This is a genomic window from Candidatus Defluviilinea gracilis, assembly GCF_057138825.1.
The window spans coordinates 1-14,441 of the sequence record NZ_DBNHEF010000002.1 but is presented as its reverse complement, the minus strand read 5'-3'; the positions used below and the strand labels follow the sequence as shown (position 1 = coordinate 14,441).

Sequence of the window (14,441 nt, the reverse complement as noted above, 5' to 3'; positions counted from 1 at the left end):
TGGCGCCGTGCCACAAACCGTTGAGGAGAAATGTGATGAAGAGATTGATGGCAGTGCGGCGCGCGCCCGAGCGATTGCCGCCGAGCGGAATGTAGACGTAATCGCGGAACCACGTGGAGAGCGAGATGTGCCAGCGCCGCCAAAATTCGGAAATCGATTTTGCAAAGTATGGGTGTTGAAAATTTTTCATCAGCCTGATGCCCATTACTTGCGCTGAACCGAAGGCGATGTCGGAGTAGCCTGAGAAATCGCAATAAATTTGAATCGCAAATGCGAGTGTTGCGAAGACTAGCGCGGGATCCTCGTGACTTGTGGGCGAGTCGTAGATCGGGTTGACGAACAACGCCATACGATCGGCGATGACCACTTTTTTGAACATGCCCCACGCCATCCATTTCAAACCGTCGGCGACGCGTTGATATTCGAAGCGATGCTCCTCGTGTAGTTGATGCAAAATGTTTTGCGGTCTTTCGATGGGACCCGCCACAAGTTGCGGATAGAACAATACGTACAGAGCAAGATAGCCGTAATGCCGTTCGGCTTTTTGGTGCCCGCGATAGACTTCGATGGTGTAACTCAATGATTGGAATGTGTGAAACGATAAGCCGATGGGCAGGATGATCGAAAGGTTCTCGATGGGATAGTTCCAGTCAATGAAGTTTGCCAGCGCGGCGATGTTTTCATTGGCGAAGTTGAAATATTTGAAGAACCCCAACATGCCAACGTTTGCAAGGATGCTTGCCAACAGAATCCATTTCTTTTTATTTCCCTGTGTAGTCTCGAGCCCGATGCCTGCGAAATAATCCACCGTGATGGTGACGAATAAGATGAGGATATATTTCGGGATGAACGCCATGTAAAAATAACAACTCGCCGTAAGCAATAACCCCCAACGGAAACGATGGGGGAGGAGAAAATATAAAGTTGTTACTACAGGGAAGAATACAAGAAAATGGAACGAGTTAAAGAGCATTGAGCGAGAACTCTATGTGCATATTGCGACGACGCGCCCGCTTACATAAACAACGACATGATAGACCACAGCGCGGAGGCGGTCAGGCACATGGTTATCATTGCAAAGGCGGAGGTTGTGATCCCTGCGGCTTTCGAGCGGATCCAGCCTGAAAGCCCGATGCCGCCGAGGAAGACGAAGATCGCGGTGACCAGCATGAGGAACCCGCCGATGCTGAGGTTGTCCAACTCGGCGCGGACTTCGTTCAGCTCCGCTGTGGCGGCGAACGATAAGATCGAGACGATCAACGAGTAAGTGAACAGCACCGTCGAAATCGCAAATACGATAATGCACGCGGTGACGAGTTTGCTCTTGTTTTCTGTCACAAGAAATTGGATCACGGCGGTCAAGCCGAAACCTGCCAGCAAACCTGCCAATGTGGCGAACGCGCCTGCCTCTGCTAAATAATTTTCTACGGTCATGCGATCTCCTTTTGCAGAACAATTCCGAAATGTTCTTTCAGTAAGCTTTGAAATTCGTCTTGCGATTCCAGCGGGCGTTTTACGCGCTCGCCGCTCTTTGTTATCGTCAGCCAATTGTCGTTCAGCGACACGCGCCCATCGTCTGTGGCGCGAGAGACGACGCTCCCTTGGGTGAAACTCGTGTTGGGAGAGGTTTGGTGATACAGGCATCCCGCTTCGTAATCTTGCGGAAACATTCGCGGCTCGGTGTCGAAAAAATATTGCCGCTCCCATGTGCTGTCGTAGTTTTTCTGCCACATGACAAATCCGTCAATAACTTTTTCCAGCCGATACGCTCTCAATCTCTGCGTTTGCTCGCCGTCATTTTCAAATTCGAGCGGCTCGGTAAACGAATCGCCGAAGCCCACATCTGCCAGCCATTGCGTGGACGAATTGGGAATCCTCACCAACAGCGCAAGATGATCGAACTCGATGCCGAGTTGACCTTCTTTATTGAACACGCGCCCGTTCAGATACGTGATCTCAAAACCGATCTGCGTCAACAGTCGCGCGAAACTTCCATTGAGTTCATAACAAAATCCGCCGCGCTCGTTGACGACGATCTTTTTCCAAAGCGACTCTTCGTCAATGCGGATCGGACGCTTCAACATGACGTCTAAATTTTCGAACGGGACTGTCCGCATGTGCGCGATGTGCAGTCCGCGCAGTGTATCGTAATCGGGTTGGATGGAACCTTGATACTTGATTCGATGTAGATATGTTTGGACGTCCATGCCGCTGAATTATAACGGTTCATTCGCAGGGACGGCTGGTTCAGTTTTCTTCGGGCGGCTTCACAGCCCGAAACTCGCGGAAGAGCAGAAGGTCGTAGATGATCTTCAATCCGCCCGCTAAAAAGAACGGGAGGCTCAACAACGCGGGGATGCCGAAAAAGAATCCTGTGAGCATCGGCGAAACGGACGCGCCGACGGAACGCGCGATGGCAGTGACGCCCGAAGCGGCGGATCGCTCGTCGGGGGCGACAACAGCCATCGTGTAGGATTGGCGCGTCGGCACGTCCATCTGCGAAATGCTGAAGCGGAGGAGCAGGAGTCCGATGGCGAGAGGAAGCGTCGGCATCAACGGCACGAGGATCAGGAGAATGTTCGAGGGGATGTGCGTGAAGACCATCGTGTTGATCAAGCCGATCTTGTTAGCGAGGGGTACGGCGAGCAGAGCCGAGATGCCCGCGAGGATGTTCGCGCCGAAGAAGATACTGCCGAGCGTGCCAGCGTCCACGCCGAAGCGGACGAAGAACCAAAAGGCGAACATGCTTTGCACGATGAAGCCGCCCGCGAATGCGTCGAGAGCGAAGAGGGCGGAGAGTTTGAAGACGACGTTACGGGAACGGTGGAGACCTAGAGTGGATTGCGTCCCTTCGACCTTGCTCAGGGCAGGACTGCGTACTTCGTATTGAGTAGGGACTTCGATGGAGGGCGAGAGGCGGAGAAATAAGAGGAGGAGGATGAAGCCGCCGAGGGCGTAGCCAACTAAAACGAAGCGATAGGATTCGAGCGTCGTCCAGCCGCTGAGTTGCAGGGATTGCGAGAGCCATCCGCCTGTGAGCGCGCCTGTGGCGGTGGCGAACGAGCCGACGAGGTTGTACCACGCGAAGAAGTGCGTGCGCTTTTCGTTCGAGATCAATTGCGTGAGACTTGCCTGCTCCACCGATAAAAACGGACCGATCTCGTTCCCGCTTGGGCTGATGACGCCGATGATTGCGGCGAGGGCGAGCAGGGCGAAGTTTTTCGTCAGCGCGAAGCCGATGCCCGCGCTCAGCATCAAGACCGCGCCGATGAGCAAGGTTCGTTTTCTGCCGAACCTGTCTGCGGAGGTGGTCAGCCACAACGAAATGACCGCGTCGCCGATGAGGGTGAGCGTGAAGAGCAATCCGATCTGCGTTTCGGTGAAGCCTGCTTCGGCGAGATACAGCGCGAGGATGACGGAGAGAAACCCGTAGCAGAACAAGCGGATGATGCGCGTGGAAAAGAGGAGGGGGATATTAGGATTCGTGTGCATGGTCAGATGTATTGAAGCGCCGCGTAAATTATTCCCGCGATAATTGTTCCAAGCGCTACCTTTGCTACATCCGCTTTGAAAAATGTAATCAACGCAAAGGCAAGCAGCGCAATGATAACACTGGACGCGCCGACTACCGCGCTTGGGATAAGATCAAACGATACAACAAGGATGACGCCAACCACGCCTGCGCTGATCCCTGCCAGAAAAGCCTGAACAGAGCGGTTATTTTGTACTTGTTCGATATATCGCGCGCCCAATAAGACAAAGACGAAGGATGGAAGAAAAACAAAGAACGTTGCAATCACCGCGCCTGTAATTCCGCCAGCCAAATAGCCGACAAACGTTGTGAACAGCATAAATGGTCCTGGGGTAGCCACACTTAACGCGACGCCGTCTAAAAGTTGTTCGGCGGTCAGCCAGTGAAACTGGTCAACCGCGCCTCGCTGAAGAAAAGCAAGGGAGGCGTACGCGCCGCCAAAGCTGAATAAGCCTGTTTTCAAGAACAGCCAAACCATTTGAAGCCATTTCTCATCGGTGAAGAATCCGCCTTTCAAGCCTCCGATCAAAACAGGCATCATACCCATCGCTGAGTTCAAACTCGGCAGTCTTATGGTAAGGAGCAGGTTTGCGAGCCCAGCAAGGAATAGGATGACGAGAAAGTCAATTTTGAGAAAGAGCATGGCTAGAGTGGCTGTGATCAATATCGCGGCGAGCCGAACATTTGTAATTGCGGCTTTACCGAGTTTGATGATTCCCGCGGCGATGATTCCAAGCACGGCGGGCTTCAAGATATACAGAACGTCATTCACAAAGGGCAGATTTCCGTACGTGACATACAAGTGACTGAGAAGGACCATGATCAACGCGCCAGGGATGATAAACGTCAGCCCTGCGATGATTCCGCCCAGAACGCCTTTCTTGAGGTAACCCACATAGATCGCCAACTGCAGAGCCTCGGGTCCTGGCAACATGTGCGTGAACCCCATGATCTTGACGAATCGGTCTTTTGACAGCCAATGACTGCGCTCGACCATGTTGTTGTACATCATGGTAATTTGCGCGACGGGTCCGCCGATGTTGATGAAGCCCAACAGCAGAAAATATAGAAACACCTCGCGCGCGGGAGGCATTCTTTCGGGTGTTTCCGTGTTTTCCATCTAGGCTTTGCCTTTTTCTTCAACTATAAGCCGATGGATTCTTTCCACAATCGCATCGCGCGCCTTTTCGTAATCCTCACTCACGGGCGGGACTCCATCCCACTGCTCGATAACAGTTTTGCTTCGATATTCCTCAGGCAATTCACAGAACGTAACGACGCGTTGAGTCGATTCGACATCTGCCAGCGACAACTTCTGCGGAATTGATTCGGTCGGAGTCAGACCGTCCGCTTGCAAGCCAGTGGCGGCTTTGGGCGACACCTCCGTATCGGGGTTCGTGCCGCGCGCGATGGCGCGGACATCGAGATTCTTTTCGCTTGCCAGTTGGTTGAAATACGCCGCAGCGATGACGCTTTTCGCCGCGCCGTGTTCACAGACGAAGAGAACGGTATTCATGAAATCAATCTCCGAATTGTTGGGCGATGCAAAAAGAATGCGATGACTGTCATGACAATTCCCACGAACAACAAAAACGGCGGGTCAAGGATGAGACCAGAGATTAGCCCCGCGATCAACACGTAAAGGTGGGTGATGGTCGGGACCCAGAACGTCAACGAGGGGACGGGTTGCGTGTTCAGTCGCGGACGCAGGGCGACGATCAGCATGAGCGCGGCGATGAGTGCGCTAAAGACGACAGCAGAACGAAGCGTCGCTGGGACGACGAATGTGATGAACGCGTTCGTCCCCAGCACGCCGAGCAGACCGACGATCAAAGCGGCGAGCGGAGCCAGCCACGCGCGAACCAGATCTCCCCGTCGAGAAAAGAGGCGGTATCCCGTCGAGAAGAAAAAGATGACCCAGAACCACGCCCAGAAGTTCGCGTATGGCACGCCGAAGTATTGAGAGTCCAAACCCTGACCCCAATCCCAAAACCCGAAGCGGATGGCGACGGCGTCGAGCGCGAGGTCAATGTTGAGGGCGAGTAAGCCGTCTAGCACGGGGCGCAGAAAATAGGGTAGACTGCTCGCGTCGGTGAATTCCATCACGCTGAAGAGGATGCATCCCCACGCGACACCGATGCACAAAGGCACGTCGAGAACCATAAGGAGGAAACGTCCGTACTCGTACGCGTTCAATTGGCGGATCGTGGCAATTTCAAGTAGTACGCCAAAGAGAATGCCCGCAAACAGGCGCAGAAGATTTGCCTTGCCGTGTTTCCACGCATGAAGCAGGCATAGCGCAAATTGCACATAGATGACGAGTTCGAATGAGATGAAATAGAGGCTGGGCAGGTTGTTCATTTCGCCCGATTATACAATAGCCAATTGCAAGTTTATCTGTAACACGATATGATTTCTCGCGTGGCAGATATAAACGAATCACAGGCAAACATCTTATGCAAATCGTGCGGACTGTGTTGCACAGGTCATTTGTTCATCTGGGCGAAACTGCGACCCTCCGAGCTGGATCCCGCCGAGTCGCTGGGACTAACCGTCTTTCGGTCGAATCCCAACGAGCGCGGATTTAGCCAACCCTGCCCGCTCTGGCAGGGACGATGCACGGTCTACGACTCGCCGCATTACCCGCATGTGTGCCGAAGTTATCAATGTAAGTTGCTCAAGGAAGTGATCGCTGAAAATATGTCCCTACCCAACGCGTTGACGGTTATCGAGCAGGCAAAGGAAATGATCCGTGAAGTTGAGTCGCTGTTGCCCAATTCGGCGGAGGTCAATTTTCGTCAACGATTGGTGACGGAGTTGGAAGAATCGAACGGGCTGGCTCACACGGATGCGGGGTTTCGGTCGAAGGCGGAGGCTTTGTTGGGGTTTTATGAAACGGTGTTTGGGGTGGATGATTTGGTGGAGAAGGCTGATGAGGTGGTGGAATAAAAGGTGACTGTCATCTTCAAGATGACAGTCACGTTGTTGACTAACAAAGAGAGATGGGCATCTTTAAGTTGGCTGTCTCTTACAACGGGAGGTAAACTATGCGACTTTTCAATTCGTTCGTGTTGCTGAATTCTGCTATCAACAAAATATCTTCAATCGAGGTTCCAATCGGCAGGTCGTCGGGGACTTCGATGACCCCTGGCATAGGCAACTCTGCGCGCACGCGTTCATAAGCGAAGTTTGTCATGGTCGCGGCATCGTGCGTGAGTAAAATCCGCTCTTCATTTGCCGCCCATTCTAAAATGACAGGGTCTTCCTCTCCTCGTAATCCAACATCTTGTATGCGGACAATATCCAAATTGGGATTTCGGCGAAGCAAGCCGCGCACAATGTCGTTGTTGAAATTTTCATCAGAGACGAAGCGGAGCATGGCTATTTATTTTTACGTGCCAACAATCTCTCGCGGATACCCGATTGGTCGAACCGTTTTAAATTTTCCTGTCTTATCGCCTGCGCCTGTTTTGTCCGCTTTTTGAGGTAGGTCTCCACTTCATCGCGGTTTTGCAGATAGTAACTGATCGTCGCGTACACATCCGAAAGTGCAAGCGACGGATACTGTTGCGCGATTTCCTCCGCAGTTGCTCCCCTTGCAAAGGCTCGAACGATCGTATCCAGCGTAACCCGCGTCCCGCCGACCCGCGCTACGCCATCCTTGTTGAGGGTGAGGGGGAGGGGAAGGGGTTGGATGGTCAATGTGACTGCCATGAAGATATTTTACTCGATTCTACATCCCCAACCAACTCCCCGCCTCGCGCGGCAAATTGGCTGGCAGACCTCACAGGTTTCCAAAACCTGTGAGGTCTAAACTAAACTTCCGATTCAAATTCCTCGTCAATCAACTTCGCTAACTTCTTCTCATCCATTTTTGTTTGGTGGAATTCCTCAAATCCTTTCACGCCGCCAAACATATTCAAAACTTCATCTCGTTTCAACTTCGTCTTTCCTGTTCCGACAAGTGCGTGGTATGAAGACCATTCCCAATCGCGGAAGTCATCCACAAATCCGTGTTTCTGCGGGTTATAGTGGATGTAGAAGATCAAGGTCGTAAAATACGCATCGCTCGTAACGGGGATTCGCCCAAAACGTTCCTCGAACAGGCTTCCCGTTCGTCCATATCCCTTGTTGATGGATTTGGCGTACGCGTTGAAGAAGTTCGAGAAGGCTTGGGATGGATTGAATTTCTTCTTTTGATCCAAGACCTCACAGGTCTCCGAGACCTGTGAGGTCTGTTCTAGATATTCCCAAAACTCCCGCTCAGTTTTGATCCTCCCCGCAACGTGAAAATGATTTCTCAGCAAGCCATAGGCGTGGGTGTCTGCGACAGGTGTGATGTGCTTATCGTACAAAGAAAGGAAATATGGGTAATTCCGTTTTTCAAGAAACAAGTTCTCGCTGTTGTTCCCGCGATTGTAAATGTGATAGTACATTCCCGGGACAAGTGGAGCAGTTGTATTTTTCATAGTTTTCATCCCGAGACCTCACAGGTCTTTAAGACCTGTGAGGTCTAACTATATTATCCCAACCAACTCCCCGCCTCCCTCGGCAAATTGGATGCTGGTCCCTGCCGCGCGGTGCAGGGAGGGAGTGACTCCAGGAACAGCCTGCCATATTGCTTGGTTAGCACGCGGCGATCCAAAATGGCGACCACGCCTCTATCTGAAGCGGTACGGATCAGGCGACCAAATCCTTGCCGAAATTTCAGAATCGCTTCGGGCAGATAATATTGATTGAACGAATCTTCGTACATTTCGGAGCGCGCCGCGATAAGCGGGTCGGTAGGTACATCGAAGGGAAGTTTGGTGATGACCACAACCGAAAGCGACTCGCCTGGCACGTCTACGCCTTCCCAGAAGGATTTGGTTCCGAGCAACACGGCGCGTTCGGTGGCTTTGAACGACTCGAGCAACGCGTTCGGGGATGCGCCGTCGCCTTGCTCGTAGACGTAAATATCCTCACGCGCCAACGGGGCGGTGATCTCGCGCGCCGCCTTCTTTAGCGCAGAGTAGGAGGTGAACAGCACGAGCATCCGTCCGCCAGTGGCTTTGGCGGTAGCGATGAGCGTTTTGTTGAGCATCTGCTCATATCCATTTTGATTCGGTTCGGGGATGTCGTTGGCGATGTACAGCAATGCCGCGCTTTCGTAATCGTACGGCGAGCCGAGTTGCATCTCTTCGGCTTCGGCGGCGCCGAGAGTGTTGCGCAGATATTGAAATTCTCCGTGCGTTGTCAACGTGGCGGAGGTGAGCACCACAGAACGTTTCTCGTGCCAGATATTTTTTTCGACCAGCGATGCCACGCTCAATGGAGCGGCGTTCAACGACAAACGGTTTTGATTCGGTTGCACTTCGATCCAATACACCATGCCTTGGATGGGCTTGCTGATCATGCCCGAAATATTCGCTTCGGCTTCGGTCAATCGGCGCGTCACGTTGCTGATGTCGCCCATTACGTCTTCGAGATTGTCGTGTCCCTCGGCGTATAAGTCTGCGGCGGCTTTGTAAATTTGAGCCAACTCTGTCAGCAAATTTCGCAACGTTTCGCCTGTTGCGTCCCATGCCATTTCCACTTCGTCCCAAAACGGCAATGTGCGCGTGGCGGGTAAGACGCGCGCTTGCCATGCGTAATTTGATTGCGGCTGTCCCTCGCGTTGCAGTCGCGCGAACTCGCTCAACACATTGAAGAACTCGCGATTCATCTGCTCGATGCGAAAAGCCATGTCGGTGGCATGAGTCACTTTTTTCTGAAGCAGGCCGAAGTCCGCGGGGCGAAGCGTGGCGTTCGTCTCGCCGAGAAGTTTTCCGAGCACACCCGCGTTCGATCCGCCGACCTCCTTCATCATGCGATCCATGTCATATTGATTCAATCGAAACGACATCGCGTTCGTCGTCGCTGATTCCAAGTGATGACCCTCGTCAATGATGAGATGCGAATACTCGGGCAGGACTTTGCTTCCCGTGGCGACATCCGACAACAACAGCGCGTGATTGACGACCAGCACATGCGCGGATTGCGACGCGGTCTTCACGCGATGGAACGGACACGCGCCGCCCATGCGTTTGATGCACGTTTCGGTCGTGCACGCGTCATCCTCCGCCGACATTCGATTCCACACCTCGCGCTCGGTTGGTCCCGTGAGATTTAATTCGCTTCGATCTCCGCTCGAATTATTTAACTGCCACACCAACACTTTCGCCAGTACGCGCATCTCATCCGCATTGCGCGGATACGAACTACGCATGTTCTCCACTTTGCGCGGGCAGAGATAATTCGAACGTCCCTTCAATACTGAAAAACGAAAATCAAGATCCAATGCCTGACTCAAATTCGGCAAATCGCGTTGAATGAGTTGGTCTTGCAAGTTGATCGTGTTCGTTGAAACGACCACGCGCGTATTGTTTTGCAGTGAGAACAACGCGGCAGGCACGAGGTATGCAAAACTTTTTCCAACGCCCGTTCCCGCTTCGACCATCAAATGATTTCCATACGAAAGCGCGTCCGCCACCGAACGCATCATCGCAACCTGTTCGGGTCTCTGCTCGAACGAATCAAAATATTGCGAGAACGGTCCGCCATACTCCAGCACGGATGCGACTTCCTCCGTGTTGAGCGGACTTGGCTCTTCGGGATTATCCAACGGCGGAAACTTCGAGTCATCCGCCCATTCAGCCTGATTCTTTTTCTTCGATATTTTCTTCGCTTTGATCCCCTCTTTCGCTTGCGCTCCCAAAATTTGTTGAAACACCCAGCGCGCATCCCATTCAACGGGTTCGCTGAGACGGACGATCTCGTCCACCAACTCGCGCGGAAGTTCACGCGCCATTTCGAATAATTTGTTGAACGCCGCCATCGTCACTTTGGCGTCGTCGAGTGCGCGATGGGTGGCGGGCAATAAGATTCCCAATTGTTTGCCAAGCGAACCGAGATTGTATCGGCTCGCGGTTGGCATGACCACCGCCGCGATCTCGTACGTGTCAATGACTTCGTTGTAATTCAATATCCCCGCCTGCTTTTGGATGAATCCCAGATCGAAGCGGATGTTGTGTCCCACCACAGGGGCGTCGCCGACGAACGCTTCCAGATCGTGGATGATGTCGCGCAGTTTCGGCGCGTTGCGCGTCTCCGCGTCGCTGATGCCCGTCAGCCCCGTGATAAATTCAGGGATGTGCCTGCCAGGGTTGATGACCGTTGTCCACTCCGCTTCGACGCGATGCCCTTTGAACTTCACCGCCCCGATCTCGATGATCGCGTCGCGCTCGTCATTTAATCCTGTTGTTTCGAGGTCTATGGCTACGATTGATTGCATACGTTTGTTTTACTCTTTCGTTTGAATAGTAACAGGTTCAGGTCGTTGTGCTAGAAGGTCCATGTTCGCTAGCAGGCTGATCCATAACAGCAAGCGGAAGATCTCCACATAAGGAAAAATGTGGCGATGTATCCCAATGTTATCTCCAAAAAAACTCAATAGCACAGACGCGCTTCCGAAGAAAAACATCCATGTGGCGAGCCATGTCCACGCCCACGACTTGCCTGATGGGTACTTTAGGCTGTTCACAACCATGGATGCTACGAGGATGAAGTCAATCAGAAAGACGGCATTGGTCTCTGGGTGGACGATTCTACCCACATCCAAGAGAGCTTTTCGAGAGCGGATATCGGCGGTGGTAAAGTACGGTTGAATAAAATCTTCCGACAAATAGTCAGACCGTTCGATGAGCGCGGAAATAATGTACCGCGGATGAGTCGCAAGAAAAATTCCATACGATCGGAAGCCGCGCGTGTTGAACCATTCCGCATACTCAGGGCTGGACGGGTCGCGCGGCATGTCGAAACGTTCGGCAAAATAATCGACCATGCCCGAATCGGGAAAGACGCGGCCATCCATCACATGGAACAGCGGAAGTTCCCAGCGCGGGCTTTTTTGTGTGGTGTACATCCCGAGGATGAAAATTCCGCCGAGGATATAGGTCGTAATTGGAATCCACGCAGGGAGGCGGAGTTTTTTTACCAACACGAAGGGGAGCAACATCGCAACTGTGATCAAGCAGGCATAGATATGGACATCCCGCAAAAAGACCCACAGCATGAATATTGCCAACCATATAACGGCTAATGACTTGGTTGTTGCCGACGAATGCTGGCTACGGTCTCTGGCGATCCGCTGTGAAATTTCCAACATCAAGCCTGTGACGACGGCAAACATCGAGAGCGAGAGTGATTCTGAACTGAGCACACTGTCCCATTCGGCGAGCTGGGGAGTGAACCCAAAGGCTAACACAAGTGGAACCGCCATGATCTTGTACAACGGATGAGATAACCAACGCGCGGCGATCAATGCCAGGAACGACCAGCCGAACATTGCAAGCGTATTTTGCAGAACGGCGATTTTGTCAAAGCAAGGCTGGATTTCACGAGGCAACTCGACGCCTACCGAAGGATTGCCAATGACCAATAACGGGCAACGGTCAGAGTCGTTGGCAAGTTTATACAAAAGATTGGTTGTGAATAACCGCTCGCCGTTAAACATCTGCGGTGAAAAGAGATTGGCTTGTGAAGAATTAATGTAGCTTGGCGTATCACTCATCCCCGCTGAAAGCCGAAAATCTCCGTAGGTTGTTGCGCGGAACCAAAGCCCCATCGTTAGAATGCCGAGAATAAGGATCGTTGCCCAGTGGTTCGCAAAAAAATTTCTCGTTGTCGATAATTGCATGATAGAACAAGTGTATCATATTTAAATAAATAGTCTCCAGTCTCTAGTCTCTCACAAAGAGAGACTAGAGACTGGAGACTCAAGACCGTCGCGCCTGAAATATCACTCCGGTAACGCCGCTTTCACCGCCGCGAGTTGTGATTGTGTGATCGGTTTCTCTTTTGCTTTTTGCCGCATAAAACTTTTGAGCTGGTCCGCTTTCAACGCGGGTGTGGGAGCGCCTTCGGCTTGAATTTCGATCTGCTCATTTGTGAAAATCAATGCGACATTGACCTCGGGGCACTCGTGTTCTTCGAAATGTTTTGCCAGAAGGTTCTTGATCTTACGGGCCTCATGCTCTGCCTCAGCGTCTGGTCTGCCGATTCCCTCCTGCCCGAAGATGCTCATATACGCCTGTAAGAATCCGCCGCCGCGGACGCGCCAACGGTTCTTTCTGAACTCGATGGAGCCGCGCAGTCGATAAGGGAGTAACGCCCACACCCCCGAAGGACCCACAAGCAAATGCGCGGTCGGCGTGGTGAAATGATAGATCGTGAAATCACCGGGCAAACCCTTGAGCGCGGCGTCGAGTCGTTCATCCATGCGCGGTTTGCCTCCGTAGCGGTTTACGAAATACAACCCAACCTGAACCAGAATAAACCCGACAACGAACGAAGCCAGGGTAATATAGAACGAGCGCATGTCTTCGCCCGAGAGATTGTTGACGTTGACAAAAAAACCCCCAACCAAAATGATGATGGAAAGCAGGATCGCAATCCCCCCGATCTTTCCGTTGCGCTGAATTAATGTATCGTTTGTGATGATTTTCATATTATTCCTGTGTAGTGACGACTTAAGTCGTCACTACGTTATTTCTTCAAACTCTCTTCAATTGCAGATTTCATCGCGTCCAACACCTTCGACTCTGCCGCCTCTTTTGCCACGCGGATGGCATTCTTGATCGCAAACGCATCCGACCTCCCGTGACCGATAAACGCCAGCCCATTCACGCCCAGCAGGGGAGCCGCGCCCTCTTCCGCGGGGTCGAGCAGTTTGCGGACTTTGCCCATCGCGGGACGGATCAGCGCGCCGCCCAACAACGTCAGCGGACCTCCACCCTTGATCGACTCGCGGATCTTATCCACCAGCAGTTTGGCGACCGCCTCCGATGATTTGAGCAACACATTTCCGGTGAACCCGTCTGCCACTGCCACATCCGCATGACCGCCGAAGAGCTCTTTCCCCTCGATGTTCCCGACAAAATTCAAGTTGGAATCTGCCAGCAATACATGCGCCACCTTTACGAGTTCGCTCCCTTTACCCGCTTCTTCGCCGTTCGACACCAAGCCCACGCGCGGATTTTTCACGCCGCGCACCCGCTCCGAGTAGACACTGCCCATAATGCCGAATTGGACTAAATTCTCCGGCTTGCAATCGGGATTCGCGCCCAGATCGAGAAGGATCGCGATTCCATTCGCCGTGGGAATTGGACCCGCCAGCGCGGGCCGATCCACGCCTCTGATCCTGCCGAGCCTGAACAGCGCCGTGACCATTGCCGCGCCGGTGTTGCCCATGGTAACGAACGCGTCGGCTTCGCCGTTTTTCACGAGATCGTAGCCGACCGCCATCGAATTTTGCGCGTCCTTATGCCGTGCTTTCATCACGAGGTCTTCGCCTTTATCTTTCATGGTCAACGTTTCGGGCGCGTGAACGACGCGGATGGGTAGAGTCGCCGCATGGTTAGAATCAAGCAGAGGCTGAATCCGCGAAGCGTCTCCCGTCAAGATAATTTCCACGCTGTATTCGCGCGCCGCGTCCACCGCGCCAAGCACATCCGGCGTTGGGTAATTGTCGCTCCCCATGGCATCTACTACGATTCGCGTCATGTTTTTCTCCAAAAAAGGTTTTGCTTGACAAGCAAAGTAAGCCGATTATAATACGCCCTGCTTGGGCGCTGGTGCTGGAATTGGCAGACAGGCATGGTTGAGGGCCATGTGTCGCAAGACGTGGAGGTTCAAGTCCTCTCCAGCGCACTCGTTGATAAATCCCCGATCTGTTCGGGGATTTATTTATTTTGGCTCTACCGGTTTTAACGGGAAACCTTTTTTTCAAACACAAAGGACACGACGGTCACAAAGGAAAACCCAAGGAATCTAGGCTCTTTTTTGCCTTTGTGTACTTTGTGCCCTTCGTGGTGAAGCTCTTTCCCGTTAA

Annotated in this window: 15 protein-coding genes and 1 tRNA gene; 2 read left to right on the top strand and 14 right to left on the bottom strand. The window is 52.6% G+C overall.

The annotated features are described in order from the left end of the window. The 7 genes from AC16KF_RS00090 to AC16KF_RS00060 form a co-directional block, all read right to left on the bottom strand. Window positions 1-973: MBOAT family O-acyltransferase (locus AC16KF_RS00090; RefSeq protein WP_484035238.1), on the bottom strand; the 973-nt coding region annotated here is incomplete at its 3' end. Window positions 974-1,014: 41 nt separating this feature from the next. Next, the gene (locus tag AC16KF_RS00085) at window positions 1,015-1,434 is read right to left on the bottom strand and encodes a hypothetical protein (protein WP_484035237.1); all 420 of its coding nucleotides are present in this window, start codon (window positions 1,432-1,434) and stop codon (window positions 1,015-1,017) included. Beyond that, window positions 1,431-2,207: an arylamine N-acetyltransferase family protein gene (locus AC16KF_RS00080; protein WP_484035236.1), complete on the bottom strand. Its 777-nt coding sequence runs from the start codon at window positions 2,205-2,207 to the stop codon at window positions 1,431-1,433. The genes AC16KF_RS00085 and AC16KF_RS00080 overlap by 4 nt, the downstream gene beginning before the upstream one ends. A 40-nt stretch (window positions 2,208-2,247) precedes the next feature. Further along, window positions 2,248-3,492, bottom strand: coding sequence for an MFS transporter (locus AC16KF_RS00075; RefSeq protein WP_484035235.1), 1,245 nt, complete (start codon window positions 3,490-3,492; stop codon window positions 2,248-2,250). Window positions 3,493-3,494: 2 nt separating this feature from the next. Continuing rightward, window positions 3,495-4,652 carry a chromate efflux transporter gene (gene chrA, locus AC16KF_RS00070; RefSeq protein WP_484035234.1) on the bottom strand — a complete coding sequence of 386 codons (1,158 nt, stop codon included), beginning with the start codon at window positions 4,650-4,652 and terminating at the stop codon, window positions 3,495-3,497. Further along, on the bottom strand, window positions 4,653-5,048 hold the full coding sequence (locus AC16KF_RS00065; protein ID WP_484035233.1) for an arsenate-mycothiol transferase ArsC: 396 nt from the start codon (window positions 5,046-5,048) through the stop codon (window positions 4,653-4,655). Next, a complete protein-coding gene (locus tag AC16KF_RS00060) occupies window positions 5,045-5,893 on the bottom strand; it encodes a carotenoid biosynthesis protein (protein WP_484035232.1) in 849 nt (282 codons plus the stop codon). Before AC16KF_RS00060 ends, AC16KF_RS00065 begins: the two co-directional genes overlap by 4 nt. Window positions 5,894-5,953: 60 nt before the next feature. On the opposite strand from AC16KF_RS00060, the gene AC16KF_RS00055 reads away from it, so the two are divergent. After that, window positions 5,954-6,481 carry a YkgJ family cysteine cluster protein gene (locus AC16KF_RS00055; protein WP_484035231.1) on the top strand — a complete coding sequence of 176 codons (528 nt, stop codon included), beginning with the start codon at window positions 5,954-5,956 and terminating at the stop codon, window positions 6,479-6,481. A 79-nt stretch (window positions 6,482-6,560) separates the two neighbouring features. Here the strand turns inward: AC16KF_RS00055 and AC16KF_RS00050 are convergent, their stop codons facing one another. The 7 genes from AC16KF_RS00050 to plsX all read right to left on the bottom strand — a co-directional run bounded on the left by AC16KF_RS00050 (window position 6,561) and on the right by plsX (window position 14,113). Further along, window positions 6,561-6,911, bottom strand: coding sequence for a DUF5615 family PIN-like protein (locus tag AC16KF_RS00050; protein ID WP_484035230.1), 351 nt, complete (start codon window positions 6,909-6,911; stop codon window positions 6,561-6,563). Between the two features lie 2 nt (window positions 6,912-6,913). Next, window positions 6,914-7,246, bottom strand: a complete 333-nt coding sequence (locus AC16KF_RS00045; RefSeq protein WP_484035229.1) for a DUF433 domain-containing protein — start codon at window positions 7,244-7,246, stop codon at window positions 6,914-6,916. A 101-nt stretch (window positions 7,247-7,347) separates the two neighbouring features. Further along, complete coding sequence (locus AC16KF_RS00040; protein WP_484035228.1) at window positions 7,348-8,001, bottom strand: transposase; 654 nt, start codon at window positions 7,999-8,001, stop codon at window positions 7,348-7,350. A gap of 53 nt (window positions 8,002-8,054) precedes the next feature. Continuing rightward, window positions 8,055-10,844: a helicase C-terminal domain-containing protein gene (locus AC16KF_RS00035; protein ID WP_484035227.1), complete on the bottom strand. Its 2,790-nt coding sequence runs from the start codon at window positions 10,842-10,844 to the stop codon at window positions 8,055-8,057. Between the two features lie 9 nt (window positions 10,845-10,853). Next, on the bottom strand, window positions 10,854-12,248 hold the full coding sequence (locus AC16KF_RS00030) for a hypothetical protein (protein ID WP_484035226.1): 1,395 nt from the start codon (window positions 12,246-12,248) through the stop codon (window positions 10,854-10,856). Window positions 12,249-12,350: 102 nt separating this feature from the next. Continuing rightward, complete coding sequence (locus AC16KF_RS00025; protein ID WP_484035225.1) at window positions 12,351-13,058, bottom strand: hypothetical protein; 708 nt, start codon at window positions 13,056-13,058, stop codon at window positions 12,351-12,353. A gap of 38 nt (window positions 13,059-13,096) precedes the next feature. Further along, window positions 13,097-14,113, bottom strand: a complete 1,017-nt coding sequence (gene plsX, locus AC16KF_RS00020; protein WP_484035224.1) for a phosphate acyltransferase PlsX — start codon at window positions 14,111-14,113, stop codon at window positions 13,097-13,099. 65 nt (window positions 14,114-14,178) lie between these two features. Here plsX and AC16KF_RS00015 point away from each other — a divergent pair. Next, window positions 14,179-14,260, top strand: a tRNA-Leu gene (locus tag AC16KF_RS00015). Window positions 14,261-14,441 lie beyond the last annotated feature (181 nt).